Raw genomic sequence first — 17333 nt, 5'->3', positions numbered from 1 at the left:
GCTCGTGGCCTCGTCGGCGACCCCGTGGCTCGCCGCCGCCGGCGCCGGTGACGTCGCGTCCCCCGTGGTGACGAGGTCGCGGACCACGCCAGGCAGCTGCTGCACGAGCGCGGTCATCGTGAAGGGGCCGCCGCGCGACGCGCGGCGCGCGGCCGTGCCGTGCACGACCGCCGCCGCGGCGGCGAGGTGCGCGAGTGCCTCGGGCCCCGGTTCCTCGCGGCCCGCCCGTGTCGCCACGAGCGCCCCGAGGACACCGCCCAGGACGTCACCGGCGCCGGCGGCGGCGAGCCACGGGGTCGCCGACGAGGCCACGAGCCGGACCGACCCGTCCGGGGTGACCACGTGCGTGTCGGAGCCCTTCAGCAGCACGACGCTGCCGGTCCGCTCCGCGGCGCGCAGGGCCGACCCGCGTGGATCCGCCTCGACGGTCTCCCGGTCGACGCCGAGCACGGTGGCGAGCTCCCCCGCGTGCGGTGTGAGCACCGCGCGCGGGCCGAGGTCGACGAGCGGGATCGCACCGGCGTCGACGACCACGGGGACGCCGTCGTCGGACGCGTGTCGGAACGCCTCGGCGGTGCGCTCGTCGAGGTCGTCGAGCGTGCCGGCCGAGATGCCGGAGCCGACGAGCCACGCCTGCACGCGGCCGACCCCGGCGACGACCTCGGGCCGGCGGGCGAGCACGGCGTCGGTCGCACGGTCCGGCCCGACGTAGCGGACCATGCCGACCCCGGTGTGCACGGCGGCGTCGACGCCCATCACGGCGGCCCCCGGGTACGCGGCCGAACCGGTCGCGACGCCGAGGACCCCGCGGCGGTACTTGGTGCTGTCGCCGGTCGGCGCGGTGGTCCACGCGGCGGCGTCGGACGGGGAGACGGTCACGAAGTCGGTCACCACACCCACGGTACGTCCGTGACGGTGCGGGCGTGCGGTGGTCGGGGACGCGGTCCGGGCGCGCGGCGTCGGGCACCACCGGGTCCGGGGCACGCCGCGTCCGGGGTCCGTCGGGGAATCGCGCACGGGTCGGGGGTGTTCGATGACCACGGCGCCGGGTGACCCGGCCCCACGGACCCCGAAGGAGCTCCCGCGTGACGCACGCCCTGTTCGAACCGATCACCATCCGCGACCTCACCGTCCGGAACCGTCTCTGGGTCTCGCCGATGTGCCAGTACTCGGTCGAGCGGCAGGACGGCGTCCCGACCACGTGGCACCTCGTGCACCTCGGCGGGTTCGCGAAGGGCGGCGCGGGTGCGGTCGTGGTCGAGGCGGCCGGTGTCGTCCCCGAGGGCCGGATCAGCCCCCAGGACGTCGGCCTCTGGAACGACGAGCAGCGCGACGCGTTCCGCCCGATCGTCGACTTCGTGCACGAGCAGGGCGCCGCGATCGGCGTGCAGCTCGCCCACGCGGGCCGCAAGGCCTCGACCCACCGCCCCTGGTCGACGACGCAGGGCAGCGTCCCCGTGTCCGAGGGCGGCTGGACCACGGTCGCGCCGTCCGCCGTCGCGTTCGGCGAGTACGCCGCACCCCGCGAGCTCGAGGTCGAGGACGTCCGCGTCGTCGCGCTCGCCTTCTCCGCCGCGGCCCGACGCGCGGTCGAGGCCGGGTTCGACCTGGTCGAGCTGCACGCCGCTCACGGCTACCTGCTCCACCAGTTCCTCTCGCCGCTGAGCAACCACCGCACCGACGCGTACGGCGGCTCGCTCGAGAACCGCGCCCGCGCCCTGCTCGAGGTCGTCGACGCCGTCCGCGCCGAGGTCGGCGAGGGGTTCCCGGTCGTCGTGCGCTTCTCGGCGACCGACTGGACCGACGGCGGGCTGACGCTCGACGAGACGATCCAGGTGGCCCGCTGGGCGGCCGAGCACGGCGCCGACCTGGCCGACGTCTCCACCGGCGGCAACGTGCCGAGCGCCGCGATCCCGGTCGGCCCCGGCTACCAGGTCCCGTTCGCCGAGGCCGTCCGTCGGGGTGCGGGCATCGGCACGATCGCGGTCGGCATGATCTCGACGGCGTTCCAGGCCGAGCAGGTCGTCGCGACCGGACAGGCCGACGTCGTGATGGTCGGTCGCGAGTTCCTCCGCGACCCGGCGTTCGCGCTCCGTGCCGCCGCCGAGCTCGGGGTGTCGCTCGACTACGAGCCGCAGCAGTACCACCGCGCCCGCGTCACGGCCTAGGCCCACGGGACGACGCGGGGTGTGCCTCCCGGCCCGCCGGACGGGCGCCCCCGCGACCTGTACGTCCTCACCGCCTCCGCACCACCCACCCGCTAGGATGACCCTCACTGTGGACGATCCCCCGAACGCACCTTCGCCCTCCCACTCATCCGGCGCTCACTCGGTGAGCACCCCCTCCTCCCCTGCACCGGGGGGTGAGGAATGAGTCCCGTCGACGTCGTGATGCTGGTCGGCGGCATCCTGCTGACGCTCGGCACCGGCGTGTTCGTCGCGTCCGAGTTCGCCCTCGTGAACCTCGACCGTGCCGAGGTCGAGGCCCGTCGTGACCGCGGCGAGTCCGGCCTGACCCCGGTCATCAGCGCCCTCAAGGTCACGTCGACGCACCTGTCGAGCGCCCAGCTCGGCATCACGCTGACGACGCTGCTCACCGGCTACCTGCTCGAGCCGTCGATCGCGACCCTGCTCGAGGCGCCGTTCCTCGCGGCCCAGCTCCCCGAGGCGGTCGTCGAGACCGTCGGGTCGATCGTCGCGCTGGTCATCGCGACCCTGCTGTCGATGATCCTCGGCGAGCTCGTGCCGAAGAACTTCGCGCTCGCGCTGCCCCTGCAGACCGCGCGGCTCGTCGTCCCGCTGCAGATCGGCTTCACGACCGTGTTCAAGCCGGCCGTCGCCGTGCTGAACGGCACCGCGAACGCCGTGCTCCGGTCGATGGGCATCGAGCCACAGGAGGAGCTCTCCGGCGCCCGGAGCGCCGAGGAGCTCAGCTCGCTGCTGCGCCGGTCCGCGTCCGAGGGCTCGCTCGAGCAGGACACCGCCACGCTCCTCCAGCGCACCATCGCCTTCTCGGAGCTCGACGCGAGCGACGTCATGACGCCCCGCCCCCGCGTCTCGACGATCCGCGTGTCCGAGTCCGCCGAGGACGTCATCGCCCTCGCCCGCCGCACCGGGTTCAGCCGCTTCCCCGTCATCGAGGAGGACGCCGACGACGTCGTCGGCATCGTGCACGTCAAGCAGGCCGTCGCCGTCCCGCGCGAGAAGCGTCCCGAGGTGCCGGTCGGCGCCCTCATGACCGAGGCCGAGCGCGTCCCCGAGACGATGCCCGGTGACACGTTGCTCGCCGAGGTCCGCGGCCGCGGCTACCAGATGGTCATCGTCGTCGACGAGTACGGCGGCACCGCCGGCGTCGTCACGCTCGAGGACCTCGTCGAGGAGATCGTCGGCGAGGTGTCCGACGAGCACGACCGCGCCCGCATCGACGTCGTCCGCTCGCGCGGCTGGCTGACCTTCCCCGGGCTGCTCCGCCCCGACGAGCTCGAGGACCGCGCCGGGGTGACCGTGCCCGAGGACGGCCCGTACGAGACCGTCGGCGGCTTCGTGATGGCGACCCTCGGTCGCCTGCCCGTCGTCGGCGACGAGGTCGTGCTCGAGGACGGCGTCTTCCGCGTCGAACGCCTCGACGGCCGCCGCGTGGACCGGATCCGGTGGACCCCGAACACGCCGCCGGTCGACCCCACGCCCACCGGCAGCACGGGCACCACCGGCCCGGCCACCGGCAGCACGCCGACCAGCGGCACTGCGACCGCCGGCTCCGGCCAGCGTCCCGCGACCGGCATCATCATCCCCGCCACGAAGGAGCGCACCCGATGAGCGCCGCAGTGTCCAGCGGGGTCGTCCTCGCCGCCGGGGAGTCCGCCTCCGCCGGGTCCGACTGGTGGGGCATCTTCTGGCTCGTCGTCCTGCTGCTCGGCAACGCCTACTTCGTCGCCGCCGAGTTCGCAGTGATCTCGGCCCGCCGCTCGCAGATCGAGCCCCGCGCCGAGGCCGGGTCGAAGGCCGCGCAGATGACCCTGTGGGCGATGGAGCACGCCACGCGCATGCTCGCCACCACCCAGCTCGGCATCACGGTCTGCTCGCTGCTCATCCTCAACGTGTCCGAGCCCGCGATCCACCACCTGCTCGAGGTCCCGCTCGGCCTGACCGGGTGGAGCGTCGAGGTCATCGGCATCGTCGCGTTCGTGTTCACGCTGCTGCTCGTGTCGTTCCTGCACGTGGTGTTCGGCGAGATGGTCCCGAAGAACATCTCGTTCTCGATGCCGGACCGCGCCGCACTCGTGCTCGTGCCGACGCTCTGGTACATCGGCCACGGTCTGCACTGGGTCGTCGTCGGGCTCAACTCGGTCGCGAACGGCGTGCTGCGGCTCTTCAAGGTCGAGCCGAAGGACGAGGCCGTCAGCGCCTTCACCGTCGAGGAGGTGCAGACCATCGTCGAGCAGTCCCGCCGCGAGGGGACGCTCACCGACGACGGCAAGCTCGCGATGGCGTTCGAGTTCACCGAGAAGAAGGTCAAGGACGTCGCCGTCCCGATGGCCGAACTCGTGACGCTGCCCGACACCGCCACCCCCGAGGACGTCGAGCGGGCCGTCGCCCAGCGCGGCTTCTCGCGGTACGTGCTCGTCGGCGACGACGGCGACCCGACGGGCTACGTGCACGTCAAGGACGTCATCGACCTGCGGCCCGACGAGTTCGACGTGCCGGTGCCGCCGAAGCGGATCCGGCAGCTCATCTCGCTCTACACCGAGATGGACCTCGAGGACGCGCTCGCGACCATGCGTGCCGCCGGGCGCCACGTCGCGCGGGCGTTCGACGCGGACGGACGCACGACGGGCGTGCTGTTCCTCGAGGACATCCTCGAGGAGCTCGTCGGCACCGTCGAGGACGCGACCCGACGGCGGTAGCCGCGACCGACGGACGGGCGCGCCCCGCTCAGCGGCAACGCTGAGCGTTGCGCGGGGCGCGCCGACCGAGCCTGCGAGGGAGGCGCGGTGCCAGCTGGCACCGCGCCTCCCGTCGGTCCGTCGTCCGGTCGCGACCCCGCGTGGGTCGCGACCCCGCGTGGGTCGCGACGAGCGGCTACCAGCTGACCGGCAGCGGCTTGCCCTCCTCGTAGCCGGCGGCGGACTGGATGCCGACGAGCGCCCGCTCCGAGAACTCGGCGAGCGAGGACGCCCCCGCGTACGTCGCCGAGCTGCGGATGCCGGTGGTGATCATGTCGAGCAGGTCCTCGACGCTCGGGCGCTCCGGGTCGAGGTAGATCGTCGACGACGAGATGCCCTCGGCGAAGAGCGCCTTGCGCGCCCGCTCGTACGGGTCGAGCCGCTCGAAGCGCTCGCGCACCGCCTTGGCCGAGGCCATCCCCCAGCTCTCCTTGTACGCCTTGCCCGCGGCGTCGCGGCGCAGCACCCCTGGTGCCTCGAGCGTGCCGGCGAACCACGAGCCGATCATGACGCTCGACGCGCCGGCGGCGAGAGCCAGCGCGACGTCACGGGGGTACCGGACGCCGCCGTCGGCCCAGACGTGGGCACCGAGGGACCTGGCCGCCGCGGCGGTCTCGAGCACGGCGGAGAACTGCGGGCGACCGACCGCGGTCATCATGCGGGTCGTGCACATCGCACCGGGGCCGACGCCGACCTTGATGATCGTCGCACCCGCGTCGACGAGGTGCGCGACGGCGTCGGCGGTGACGACGTTGCCGGCGACGATCGGCAGCCCGAGGCCGAGCGCGGACACCGTCCGGAGCGCACGGAGCATGCCCTCCTGGTGACCGTGCGCGGTGTCGAGCACGAGGACGTCGACGCCCGCGGCCGCGAGGGCCTTCGCCTTCGCGGCGACGTCGCCGTTGATGCCGACGGCCGCGGCGACCCGCAGGCGGCCGTCCCCGTCGACGGCGGGCGTGTAGATGTCGGAGCGGATGGCGCTCGTCTGGCTGGTGGTGCCGACGACGTGGCCGTGCCGGACGACGGGGGCGAACTCGACCTCGGCGGCGCTGAGCACGTCGTACACGTGCCGCGGCGTCCCGGCGTCCTCGGCGTCGATCGCGGTGGAGGGGCCGTGCAGCAGGTCGCCGAGCGTGGCGTCCGGGCCGGCGGTGCCGAGTCGCGTGGCCGGCACGCAGCCGAGGTACTCCCCCGAGGCGTCGCGGACGACGACCCCGCGCCCGGCGACCGGCAGGAGCTGCCCGAGCGCCTCGGCGACCGTGGTGTCGGCGCCCATGTCGTACGCGGTGTCGAAGTCGACCGGCTGGTCCTTGACCCAGCGGATCGCGGCGTCGAGGTCCTGCAGGTGCATGTCCTGCGGCAGCACGCCGAGACCACCGCGTCGGGCGAGGGTCGAGGCGAGGCGCGGGCCGGTGACCGAGTTCATGTTCGCGCTGACGATCGGGATCGTGGCACCGGTGCCGTCGGTCGTCGCCAGGTCCACGTCGAAGCGGCTCGTCACGCCGGAGCGGCTCGGGACGAGGAAGACGTCGGAGTAGGTCAGGTCGTGGGTCGGCCGCGTCTCGTAGAACCTCATGCCCACCACTGTACGGCTCCGCCCGACACGCGCGGGATGCCGGGAGGCGCGACCCGCCTCCGCCCCGCGGCGGACGGTCACCGCGGAACGGCTAGGCTGGCTGGCAGTGCGGAGCAGGGCTGCCCCGCACGACACACACGAGCATCTATCGACGGAGAGTGGGCGATCGGCTGTGTCGAGCCATCTGACGGGAACCGACGAGACCGCGGGCGAATTCGGTGCGAACGAGTGGCTCGTCGACGAGCTGTACGAGCAGTTCGTCGCCGACAAGGAGTCGGTGGACAAGTCCTGGTGGCCCGTCCTCGAGAGCTACCACCGCTCGCAGGGCGCACCCGCCGCGCCGACCGCGTCCGCCACCTCGACCGCGGCCCCCACGCCGGCACCGACCGCCTCGGCCGCACCCGCACCCGCGCAGTCGGGTGACGCCCAGGGCGAGGCACGCTCCGGCGGCCCCATCCAGGCGAAGACGACCTCGCGGCAGCCGACGCCGCAGCCGATCCCGGCCGAGGCGAACGACGCGACCGACGAGCACGACGAGACCCACGAGGACGTCGCCACCCCGCTCCGGGGCATGGCGAAGACCCTGGCGTCGAACATGGACGCGTCGCTGACCGTCCCGACCGCGACGAGCGTCCGCACGATCCCGGCGAAGCTGATGATCGACAACCGCATCGTCATCAACAACCACCTGCGCCGTGCCCGCGGCGGCAAGATCTCCTTCACGCACCTCATCGGGTGGGCGATGGTCGAGGCGCTCAAGGACTTCCCGAGCCAGAACGTCTCCTACGACGAGCGCGACGGCAAGCCCTTCGTGGTCCAGCCCGCGCACGTCAACCTCGGCATCGCGATCGACGTCCCGAAGAAGGACGGCACCCGCTCCCTCCTGGTCCCGAGCATCAAGCGCGCCGAGACGCTGACGTTCGGCCAGTTCCTCAGCGCCTACGAGGACCTCGTCAAGCGCGCCCGCGACAACAAGCTCACCCCGTCCGACTTCCAGGGCACCACGATCTCGCTGACGAACCCGGGCGGCATCGGCACGGTGCACTCGGTCCCGCGCCTGACCAAGGGCCAGGGCTGCATCATCGGCGCCGGCGCGCTCGAGTACCCGGCGCAGTTCCAGGGCTCCGCGACGAAGACGCTCGTCGAGCTCGGCGTCGGCAAGACCATCACGCTGACGAGCACCTACGACCACCGCGTGATCCAGGGCGCCGGGTCGGGCGAGTACCTCAAGAAGGTGCACGAGCGACTCATCGGCGAGCACGGCTTCTACGAGGGCATCTTCTCGGCGCTCCGGATCCCGTACAAGCCGATCCAGTGGGCCAACGACATCAACGTCGACCTCGCACACCGGGTGAACAAGACCTCGCGCGTGCAGGAGCTCATCAACAGCTTCCGTGTCCGCGGGCACCTCATGGCGGACATCGACCCGCTCGAGTACCGGCAGCGCACGCACCCCGACCTCGAGATCGAGAACCACGGGCTGACGTTCTGGGACCTCGACCGCGAGTTCGTGACGGGCGGCCTCGCCGGCACCACGAACGCGCCGCTCCGCGACGTGCTCGGCATCCTCCGCGACGCCTACTGCCGCACGGTGGGCATCGAGTACATGCACATCCAGGACCCGGAGCAGCGCCGCTGGGTGCAGGAGCACATCGAGGTCCCGTACTCGAAGCCCTCGAAGGAGGAGCAGCTCCGGGTGCTCGGCAAGCTCAACGAGGCCGAGGCGTTCGAGACGTTCCTGCAGACCAAGTACGTCGGCCAGAAGCGCTTCTCGCTCGAGGGCGGCGAGTCCACCATCGCCTTCCTCGACACGCTCATCCAGCACGCCGCAGGCGCCGGCCTCGACGAGGTCGCGATCGGCATGGCCCACCGCGGTCGCCTCAACGTGCTGACGAACATCGCCGGCAAGACGTACGGGCAGATCTTCCGCGAGTTCGAGGGCTCGTCCCTCCCGGGCTCGGTGTCCGGCCAGGGCTCGGGCGACGTGAAGTACCACGTCGGCACCGAGGGCCTGTTCCGCGCGTCCGACGGGTCGAGCATCCCGGTGACGATCGCCGCGAACCCCTCCCACCTCGAGGCCGTCGACGGCGTGCTCGAGGGCATCGTGCGCGCCAAGCAGGACCGCACCCCGCCCGGCACCTTCGGCGTGCTGCCCGTGCTCGTGCACGGCGACGCGGCGATGGCCGGCCAGGGCGTCGTGGTCGAGACGCTGCAGATGTCGCAGCTCCGCGGCTACCGCACCGGCGGCACCGTCCACCTCGTCATCAACAACCAGGTCGGCTTCACCACCCCGCCGGAGTCGGCACGCAGCTCGGTGTACTCGACCGACGTCGCGAAGACGATCCAGGCGCCGATCTTCCACGTGAACGGCGACGACCCCGAGGCCGTGGCGCGCGTCGCCGAGCTCGCCTTCGCGTACCGCGAGGAGTTCCACCGCGACGTCGTCATCGACCTCGTCTGCTACCGCCGCCGCGGGCACAACGAGGGCGACGACCCCTCGATGACGCAGCCGCTCATGTACAACCTGATCGAGGCGAAGCGCTCCGTCCGCACGCTGTACACCGAGGCCCTCGTCGGTCGCGGCGACATCACGCAGGAGGAGTACGACGAGGCGCACCGCGACTTCCAGGACCGCCTGGAGCGCGCGTTCGCCGAGACGCACGAGGCCCAGACCGGCACCATGCCCGTCGTGACGGCCGACGACGCCGGGGCCGTGGACGGTCTCGAGCGTCCGACCGCGCAGCGCGACGACACCGAGGTCGAGGTGCACGACACCGCGATCAGCGAGGACCTCGTCCGGGCGATCGGCGACGCGCACAGCAACCCGCCCGCGGGCTTCCAGGTGCACCCGAAGCTGCAGCAGCTCCTCACCAAGCGCACCGAGATGACCCGCTCCGGCGGCGTCGACTGGGCGATGGCGGAGCTCATGGCCATCGGGTCGGTCCTCACCGAGGGCAAGCCGGTCCGCCTGGTCGGACAGGACGCCCGCCGCGGCACGTTCGTGCAGCGCCAGGCGGTGTTCCACGACCGGACGAACGGCCAGGAGTGGCTGCCGCTCGCGAACGTCACCGAGGACCAGGCGCGCCTGTACATCTACGACTCGCTGCTGAGCGAGTACGCGGCGATGGCGTTCGAGTACGGCTACTCGGTCGAGCGTCCCGAGGCGCTCGTGCTCTGGGAGGCGCAGTTCGGCGACTTCGCGAACGGCGCCCAGACGGTCATCGACGAGTTCATCTCGTCCGCCGAGCAGAAGTGGGGCCAGCGCTCCGGCCTGGTGCTCCTGCTCCCGCACGGCTACGAGGGCCAGGGACCGGACCACTCCTCGGCGCGCATCGAGCGGTACCTGCAGCTCTGCGCCGAGGACAACATGGTCGTCGCCCGCCCGTCGACCCCGGCGTCCTGGTTCCACCTGCTCCGTCGCCAGGCGTGGGAGCGCCCGCAGCGCCCGCTCGTGGTGTTCACGCCGAAGGCGATGCTGCGCCTGCGCCAGGCCACCAGCCCGGTCGAGGCGTTCACCAGCGGCACCTTCCTCCCGGTCATCGACGACGACCGCGTGACCGACAAGGGAGCCGTGCGCCGCGTCGTCCTGCACTCGGGCAAGGTGCACCACGACCTCCGCACCGAGCTCGACAAGCAGGACCGGTCCGACGTGGCCCTGGTGCGGCTCGAGCAGCTCGCCCCGCTCCCCCTCGACGAGCTGCTGTCCGTGCTCGCCTGCTACCCGGGCGCCGAGGTCGTCTGGGCCCAGGAGGAGCCCGAGAACCAGGGCGCGTGGCCGTACGTGTGCATGAACCTGTCGCCGCACCTGGCCGGCCGTCCGCTGTCGGTCGCGTCGCGTCCCGCGAGCGCCGCGCCCGCGACCGGGTCGTCGAAGCGGTCTGCGCAGGAGGCCGCCGAGGTCATCCGTACGGCCCTGGGGTCGTGAGCGCACCGCGCTGAGCATGCGGAACGCCCCGTGTCGGAGTCCCTGGGACTCCGACACGGGGCGTTCTCCGTGGTCGGGATGCGTCGCGACCGGACGCGACCCAGCGCGACCCAGCGCGACCGGACGCGACCCAACGCGACCGGACGCGACGCGACGCAACGCAACGCGACGCGACGCGACGCGCCCCGGTCAGGCGAGCTTCGTGTACCGGATCCCGGCCTCGTGGTAGCCGCGCTTCTGGTAGAACCGGTGCGCGCTGTCGGTGGCGGCGGCCGACACGGCGCTGAGGCGACGCGCCCCCTGCTCACGCGCCCACGTCTCGAACGTGTCGAGGAGCGCGGAACCGGTGCCGCGCCTCCTGTCCGACGGGTCGACGACGAGCAGCAGCAGCTGCGCCGTCGGCTCGTCGCTCGCGTAGGACCACGTCAACTGCGCGCCCGCGACGGCGACCGCACGGCCGTCCTCGTCGCGGACCAGCCACGTGCGGTGGCCGGCCTCAGGCGTGAGCCGTTCCAGCCGTCCGCGCATCGCGGGCTCGTCGACGACGTGACCGAGCAGTCGGACGAGCGCTGTGACGTCGCGGACGTCGGCGTCGGTCCAGGTGGCGGTCGACTCTGCGGCACGGGTCATGGGCCGACCCTACCGAGCGGGACCGCCGTGTGACGACCGCGCCGACCGGGTCAGTGCGTCGCCTGCTCCACGCGGATGCGCGCCAGGATCTCGGAGCGCAGCTGCTCCGGGGCGGTCTCGGCGCACGCGCGCTTCACCGTCTCCATGAGGACGACGCCGACGCGGTGCTCGCTCGTGCAGTCCTCGCAGTTCGCCATGTGCTCGCGGATGTCCGCGGCGTCCTCACGGCAGAGCTCGTCGTGCAGGAGTTCCTCGAGCTCGGCCTTCGCCTTCGAGCAGTCGCAGCCGCTCATCGTGCGTCCTTCCCGTCCGTGCGACCAGCGGTCGCAGCAGCCTTATTCGTCGTGGCACCGCGACCCCGTCCACGCATCGTCGCCGTCGACGCTGCGTCCGGGACGATACCGGTCTCGCGGGCGTGGTCGGCCAGGAGCCCACGGAGGAGCCGGCGGCCACGGTGGAGCCGACTCATGACCGTCCCGACCGGGGTCTTCATGATGTCGGCGATCTCCTGGTACGAGAACCCCTCGACGTCCGCGAAGTACACGGCCATCCGGAAGTCCTCGGGGATCGACTGGAGCGCGTCCTTCACGGCGGAGGACGGCAGGTGGTCGATCGCGTCCGCCTCGGCGGAACGGGCCGAGACCGACTGGGTGACGCTCTCGGCGCCGCCGAGCTGCCAGTCCTCGAGCTCGTCGATCGTGCCCTGGTAGGGGTTCCGCTGGTTCTTGCGGTACGTGTTGATGAACGTGTTCGTCAGGATCCGGTAGAGCCACGCCTTGAGGTTCGTGCCCTGGCGGAACTGCCGGAAGGCGGCGTACGCCTTGACGAAGGTCTCCTGCACCAGGTCGGACGCGTCCGCCGGGTTGCGGGTCATGCGCATCGCGGCGCCGTACAGCTGGTCCATGAACGGCAGCGCCTGGTCCTCGAACAGGGCGCGCAGCTCCTGCTCGGAGACGGTCTTCTCGTCGGCCGGCTCGGGCTCGTCGGCGTCCTGGTGCGGGTCGTCGTCGCCGGTCAGGTCTGCGTCGCCGGACAGGTCGTCCGCGTCACCGGACAGGTCTGCGTCAGCGGACGACGCGTCGCCGTCCTCGTCGAGCGCGTCCCGCTCCTCGGACACCGCGTCGAGCTGCTCCTCGGTGGCCTCGACCAGGTCGTGCGGTGCTGCCTGCGGTTCGTCGGTCGTCATCGCGGCCCAGTCTAGGCCGAGCGAGGTGGACGTCGCGGGCAGCACGAGCGGGGACGGACGCGTCCGCGCTGGTGCGAGTACTGCTGTCGCCAATGGTCCTCCCGGTGCGTTCAGTACCCTGGGGAACCGATGGCCGACACGACGCATTCCCAGCCGACCGATCCGTGGATCGCTCCCCTCGCCCGCGGGCCCCTGCGCGGCGACGTCGCCCTGCCCGGCTCGAAGTCGCTGACGAACCGGGAGCTCGTGCTCGCCGCCCTCGCCGACGGACCGTCCACCGTCCGGCTGCCCCTGCACTCCCGCGACTCGGCGCTCATGGTCGCCGCGCTCCGGCAGCTCGGCGTCGGCGTCGACGAGGTCGCCCCCGAGCCCGGCGCAGCCCCGAACCCGTACGGCCCCGACCTCCGCGTCACGCCCGCACCCATGCACGGCGGCGTGCGGGTCGACTGCGGGCTCGCGGGCACCGTGATGCGCTTCCTGCCGCCCCTCGCCGCACTCGCGAGCGGCCCGGTCACGATCGACGGCGACCCCTACGCCCGGAAGCGCCCGATGGCCGCGGTCATCCGGGCGCTCGTCGACCTCGGCGTGGACGTCACGGACGACGGCGACGGCGCGATGCCGTTCTCCTTCACGGGCACCGGCGCGGTCCGGGGCGGTGCGCTCACCATCGACGCGAGTGCGTCCTCGCAGTTCGTCTCCGGCCTGCTGCTGTCCGCGCCGCGCTTCGCCGAGGGGCTGCACCTCACCCACGTGGGCGAGCGGCTGCCGAGCCTGCCGCACATCGACATGACCGTCGCCGCGCTCCGCGCCCGCGGCGTCCGGGTCGACCAGCCGTCGGTCGGCGAGTGGGTCGTGCACCCCGGGCCGATCGCGGCGCGCGACGTGACCATCGAACCCGACCTGTCGAACGCGGCGCCGTTCGCGGTCGCCGCGCTCGTCGCGGGCGGCACGGTCCGCATCCGCACCTGGCCGACCGAGACCACGCAGGTCGGGGCCGACCTCGAGACGCTCCTGCCCCTGTGGGGGGCGACCGTGACGCGGGACGGCGACGACCTGGTCGTCGACGGCGGCGTCGGTGTCCGGGGTGGCGCCTCCCTCCCGGGTGTGACGCTCGACCTGACGCGCGGCGGCGAACTCGCCCCGGCGCTCGTCGCGCTCGCGGCGCTGGCCGACGGACCGAGCGAGGTCACCGGGATCGGACACCTGCGCGGCCACGAGACGGACCGGCTCGCCGCGCTCGCGGCTGACGTCAACCGGTGCGGAGGCGCGGTGCACGAACTCGACGACGGCCTGCGGATCGAACCGGCGCAGCTCCACGGCGGCGGCTGGGCCGCGTACGACGACCACCGGATGGCGACGGCCGGCGCGATCGTCGGCCTCGTCGTCGACGGCGTCGCCGTCGACGACGTCGGCTGCACCACGAAGACCCTGCCGCAGTTCCCGGAGCTGTGGGCCGAGCTCGTCGCGACGTCCGGAGGTGCACGGTGAGCTGGTGGGACGACGTCGACGGCGACGACACCGAGGCGGACGAGCCGTACGGCCAGTACGAGTCCAAGGTCCGGATCCGTCCGAACCCGAAGGGCAACCGGCCGCGCACGAAGGTCCGTCCCTCGTACGACGACGCGGCCCGGGGCTGGGTGACGAACGTCGACCGGGGCCGGTTCGGCGTCCTCGTCACCGCGGACGACGGCGCAGTCGTCGCCGACGGCGCACCCGCCTCGCTCGGGGCCAGCGCGGGCGAGGGCCGGGTGATCACGGCCACGAAGGCCCGCGAGCTCGGCAAGAAGTCGGTCGTCACGGGTGACCGGGTCTCGCTGGTCGGCGACACCTCCGGCGAGCCCGGGTCCCTGGCGCGGATCGTCAAGGTCGACGAGCGCAGCACGCTGCTCCGCCGCAGCGCCGACGACTCCGACGAGGTCGAGCGCGTCATCGTCGCGAACGCCGACCAGATGCTCATCGTCGTGGCCGCCGCGGACCCGGAGCCCCGGACGCGCCTCATCGACCGCTACCTCGTGGCCGCGTTCGACGCCGGGCTCGACCCGGTGCTCTGCATCACGAAGACGGACCTCGCCGACCCGGCACCGTTCCTGGCGCACTTCGCCTGCCTGGACCTCCGCATCGTCACGAGCCGCTCCGACGACGTGCCGTTCGACGCGCTGCACGAGGTCCTCGATGACCAGGTCACCGTCACGGTCGGGCACTCGGGCGTCGGCAAGTCGACGCTCGTGAACGCCCTGACCGGGTCGACGCGGGCGACGGGCGTCGTCAACGCGGTGACCGGCCGCGGTCGGCACACCTCGTCGTCGTCGATCGCCCTGCGGGTGCGGGACGGCGGCTGGATCATCGACACCCCGGGCGTGCGGTCGTTCGGCCTCGGGCACGTCGACCCGGCCAACGTGTTCCGGGCGTTCGCGTCGCACGCGGTCCCGGTCCGCGAACCGGCCGACGGCATCCCGTTGGCCCAGGCGCACGACTGGGAGATCGTCGACCGCGTGCAGGACGGCGAACTCGGACCGACCGGCGTCGAGCGGCTCGACTCGTTTCGTGCGCTGCTCACCGGCATGGGCGCGGACGACCCCGGCACCGTCTGACCGCGGCCGGGCGTCGTCCGAGGTCCGGCCGCGGCTCCGGGGGTCCCCCGGGTGTCCGGACGTCGGGCGGGCGTCGTTCCGGGTGCCCTGACGCCGGCCCGGTGCCGGGACGCCCGCGGGTGTACAGTCGACCCTCGTGTCTGAAGTTGCAAAGTACAACTTGATCGTCGCCCCCGAGGACGGCCCCCGCTCGCCGACCCACCACGCCGAGCACGCCGCGCCACGGCCTCCGCGCCGCCCGTCCACGCCGTCCGCGCTGCGTCCGGAGCACCTCGGCCGCTCGCTGCGGGGCTTCGGGTCGCACATCCTCGTGCCGCTGTTCCTCGCGGTCGGCATGGCACTGGCGTACCTCGGCGCCTTCCACGCGCCGTCGCCGCACGAGCTCCCCGTGGGGATCGTCGGCCAGGGCGCCGCCACGCAGGTGTTCGCGCAGTCCGTGACCGACGGGTCCGACGGCAAGCTCGTCGCGCACGTCGTGCACTCGACCGCCGAGGCCGAGCGGCAGGTGCGCGACCGCGAACTCGCCGCCGTGTACGCCCCGGGCACCGACGGCGCGACGCTCTACGTCTCGACCGCCGCGAGCGAGACGACCGCCACCGCGGCGCAGAAGGTGTTCCTCCCGATCGCCTACGCGCAGCACCTGCCGTTCGCCGTGCGGGACGTCGTCCCCACCGGCGACCAGGACCCCACCGGCCAGGGACTGTTCTTCATGCTCGTCGGCCTGAGCGTCGGCGGCTACGCCTCGGCGATCGCCGTCGCCGCGTTCGCCACCCGCTTCCGCGCGGTGTGGACCGCCGTCGTCGGCGCCGCGACCGCCGCGGTCGTCGCCGGCATCGGCACGGTCGTCGCCGGGCCCGTGTACGGCGTGGTCCCGGACCACCGCTGGCAGGTCTTCCTGTTCGCCTGGCTGTACGACGCGGTGATCATCGCCCTCGGCGTCGGTCTGCACCCGCTGCTCGGCCGGTGGACGACCCCGGTCCTGACGATGCTCTTCGTGATGCTCAACTTCACGAGCTCCGGCGGGATCTTCCAGCCGACCTTCCAGCCCGGGTTCTTCGCCGCGCTGAACACCTTCTGGAGCGGTGCCGCCTGGCTCGAGGCCGCCCAGGACCTCGTGTACTTCCCGGGCGCCTCCCTCGGCCGCGCGTCCCTGGTGCTCGCCCTCTGGCTCGTGGTCGCGGTCCTGCTCGGCGCCCTCGTGCACGGCCTCGCCGCGCGCCGCACCCGGATCGCGCGTGACCGCGCCGTCAGCCGGCTCGAGGAGGAAGCGGTCGTGGCCGCCTGAGCGACCGCGAGCGCACCACGGTCGCACCGGGCCCGGCCGCTACGCTGACGACGTGGACCTCAGCGCCGACCTGGACTTCGCCCGCTCCCTCGCCGACACCGCCGACGCGATCAGCCTCGAGCGGTTCCGCGCGGCGGACCTGCACGTCACGACCAAGGCCGACAGCACGCACGTCACGGACGCCGACCAGGCCGTGGAGCGGGCCCTCCACGAGCGGCTCGCCGCCGAGCGTCCCGACGACGCCTTCCTCGGCGAGGAGACGACCGCCGACACCGGTGCCGAGGCGACGAGCGAGGGGCACCGCCAGTGGGTCGTCGACCCGATCGACGGCACCGCGAACTACCTGCGCGGCGTCCCCGTCTGGGCGACCCTCATCGCGCTCGCGGTCGACGGCCGGCCGGTGCTCGGCGTCGTGAGCGCGCCGGCCCTCGGCAAGCGCTGGTGGGCGGCCGAGGGGCTCGGTGCACACTCGACCGACGGCCCGCTCCGCGTCTCGGGCGTCGCCGACCTGGCCGACGCGAGCCTCAGCTACAACAGCCTGCAGCAGTGGGACGACGACGACCGCCTCGACGCCCTCGTCGACCTGTCCCGCCAGGTGTGGCGCACCCGGGCCTACGGGGACATGTGGTCGTACATGCTCGTCGCCGAGGGCGTCCTCGACGTCGCCGGCGAGCCCGACCTCAAGCCGTGGGACATCGCCGCGCTCGTGCCCATCGTCGAGGAGGCCGGCGGCCGCTTCACCTCGCTCGACGGTGACCCCGGCCCCTGGCACGGCAGCGCCCTCGCGACGAACGGCCTCGTCCACGACGCGGTCGTCGCCGTCGTCAGCCGCTGACGCGATCCTCCGGGGCGACCCACCGGCACCCCGGAGACCGCCGACGGGGGCGCCGACCACCGACTCCGGTGCCGACCGCCGGTCGCCGATCCCCGGCACCGGTCCCGTGCGACTCGCCGGGAAGCGCACTGCGTCCCCACGCGGACAGACCGTTCCGCTGTCAGCCGAACCGACCGGTCCCGGTCGGACGCGACCGCACCCGCGCAGCCACCGCGTACCCCGTCCGACCCCCCGCACGAGGGCCGTCCCGGACGGGCGCGCCTGCCTGCACCGAGTGCACCGATCAGCTGTACCCCGACTCAGGTGGAGGCCGCCGGAGCGCTCCATCCGGACCACACGGCAGCACCCCCCGGACTGGGGACA

General features: G+C 73.1%; 13 protein-coding genes. 8 read left to right on the top strand and 5 right to left on the bottom strand.

From position 1 onward, the window contains the following. The coding region (locus BEP24_RS08085; protein WP_065962148.1) for an ADP/ATP-dependent (S)-NAD(P)H-hydrate dehydratase at window positions 1–891 on the bottom strand (891 nt) is incomplete at its 3' end. Window positions 892–1085: 194 nt separating this feature from the next. On the opposite strand from BEP24_RS08085, the gene BEP24_RS08080 reads away from it, so the two are divergent. From BEP24_RS08080 to BEP24_RS08070, 3 genes are all read left to right on the top strand, one after another. After that, a complete protein-coding gene (locus BEP24_RS08080) occupies window positions 1086–2168 on the top strand; it encodes an NADH:flavin oxidoreductase/NADH oxidase (protein ID WP_065962147.1) in 1083 nt (360 codons plus the stop codon). A 201-nt stretch (window positions 2169–2369) separates the two neighbouring features. Then, on the top strand, window positions 2370–3815 hold the full coding sequence (locus BEP24_RS08075) for a hemolysin family protein (RefSeq protein WP_065962143.1): 1446 nt from the start codon (window positions 2370–2372) through the stop codon (window positions 3813–3815). After that, window positions 3812–4903, top strand: coding sequence for a hemolysin family protein (locus BEP24_RS08070; RefSeq protein ID WP_171898755.1), 1092 nt, complete (start codon window positions 3812–3814; stop codon window positions 4901–4903). Before BEP24_RS08075 ends, BEP24_RS08070 begins: the two co-directional genes overlap by 4 nt. Before the next feature lie 175 nt (window positions 4904–5078). Here the strand turns inward: BEP24_RS08070 and BEP24_RS08065 are convergent, their stop codons facing one another. Beyond that, window positions 5079–6518, bottom strand: a complete 1440-nt coding sequence (locus BEP24_RS08065; RefSeq protein ID WP_065962160.1) for a GuaB1 family IMP dehydrogenase-related protein — start codon at window positions 6516–6518, stop codon at window positions 5079–5081. Between the two features lie 172 nt (window positions 6519–6690). Between BEP24_RS08065 and BEP24_RS08060 the strand changes: the two genes are divergently transcribed. Next, window positions 6691–10443 (top strand): multifunctional oxoglutarate decarboxylase/oxoglutarate dehydrogenase thiamine pyrophosphate-binding subunit/dihydrolipoyllysine-residue succinyltransferase subunit, encoded by a 3753-nt coding sequence (locus BEP24_RS08060; protein ID WP_171898754.1) that lies wholly within the window; start codon window positions 6691–6693, stop codon window positions 10441–10443. A gap of 189 nt (window positions 10444–10632) precedes the next feature. Here the strand turns inward: BEP24_RS08060 and BEP24_RS08055 are convergent, their stop codons facing one another. Genes BEP24_RS08055 through BEP24_RS08045 form a run of 3 tightly spaced genes read right to left on the bottom strand, consistent with a single transcriptional unit; the run spans window position 10633 to window position 12091 of the window. Continuing rightward, on the bottom strand, window positions 10633–11073 hold the full coding sequence (locus BEP24_RS08055; RefSeq protein ID WP_065962140.1) for a GNAT family N-acetyltransferase: 441 nt from the start codon (window positions 11071–11073) through the stop codon (window positions 10633–10635). Between the two features lie 50 nt (window positions 11074–11123). Continuing rightward, window positions 11124–11366, bottom strand: coding sequence for an alpha-ketoglutarate decarboxylase (locus BEP24_RS08050; RefSeq protein WP_065962138.1), 243 nt, complete (start codon window positions 11364–11366; stop codon window positions 11124–11126). After that, window positions 11363–12091 carry a sigma-70 family RNA polymerase sigma factor gene (locus tag BEP24_RS08045; RefSeq protein WP_171898756.1) on the bottom strand — a complete coding sequence of 243 codons (729 nt, stop codon included), beginning with the start codon at window positions 12089–12091 and terminating at the stop codon, window positions 11363–11365. The genes BEP24_RS08050 and BEP24_RS08045 overlap by 4 nt, the downstream gene beginning before the upstream one ends. A 297-nt stretch (window positions 12092–12388) precedes the next feature. Between BEP24_RS08045 and aroA the strand changes: the two genes are divergently transcribed. The 4 genes from aroA (at window position 12389) to BEP24_RS08025 (ending at window position 16970) form a co-directional block, all read left to right on the top strand. Beyond that, window positions 12389–13747: a 3-phosphoshikimate 1-carboxyvinyltransferase gene (gene aroA, locus BEP24_RS08040; protein ID WP_065962136.1), complete on the top strand. Its 1359-nt coding sequence runs from the start codon at window positions 12389–12391 to the stop codon at window positions 13745–13747. Then, window positions 13744–14850: a ribosome small subunit-dependent GTPase A gene (rsgA, locus tag BEP24_RS08035; protein ID WP_065962133.1), complete on the top strand. Its 1107-nt coding sequence runs from the start codon at window positions 13744–13746 to the stop codon at window positions 14848–14850. Before aroA ends, rsgA begins: the two co-directional genes overlap by 4 nt. A 136-nt stretch (window positions 14851–14986) precedes the next feature. Beyond that, on the top strand, window positions 14987–16135 hold the full coding sequence (locus BEP24_RS08030; RefSeq protein WP_141693394.1) for a hypothetical protein: 1149 nt from the start codon (window positions 14987–14989) through the stop codon (window positions 16133–16135). A 52-nt stretch (window positions 16136–16187) separates the two neighbouring features. After that, complete coding sequence (locus BEP24_RS08025; protein ID WP_065962132.1) at window positions 16188–16970, top strand: inositol monophosphatase family protein; 783 nt, start codon at window positions 16188–16190, stop codon at window positions 16968–16970. Window positions 16971–17333: the final 363 nt, after the last annotated feature.

The sequence above is a fragment of the Curtobacterium sp. UCD-KPL2560 genome (genome assembly GCF_001705035.1).
Classification (GTDB): domain Bacteria; phylum Actinomycetota; class Actinomycetes; order Actinomycetales; family Microbacteriaceae; genus Curtobacterium.
Note: the sequence above shows the minus strand (reverse complement) of the source record. Positions and strands in the feature narration are given on the sequence as shown.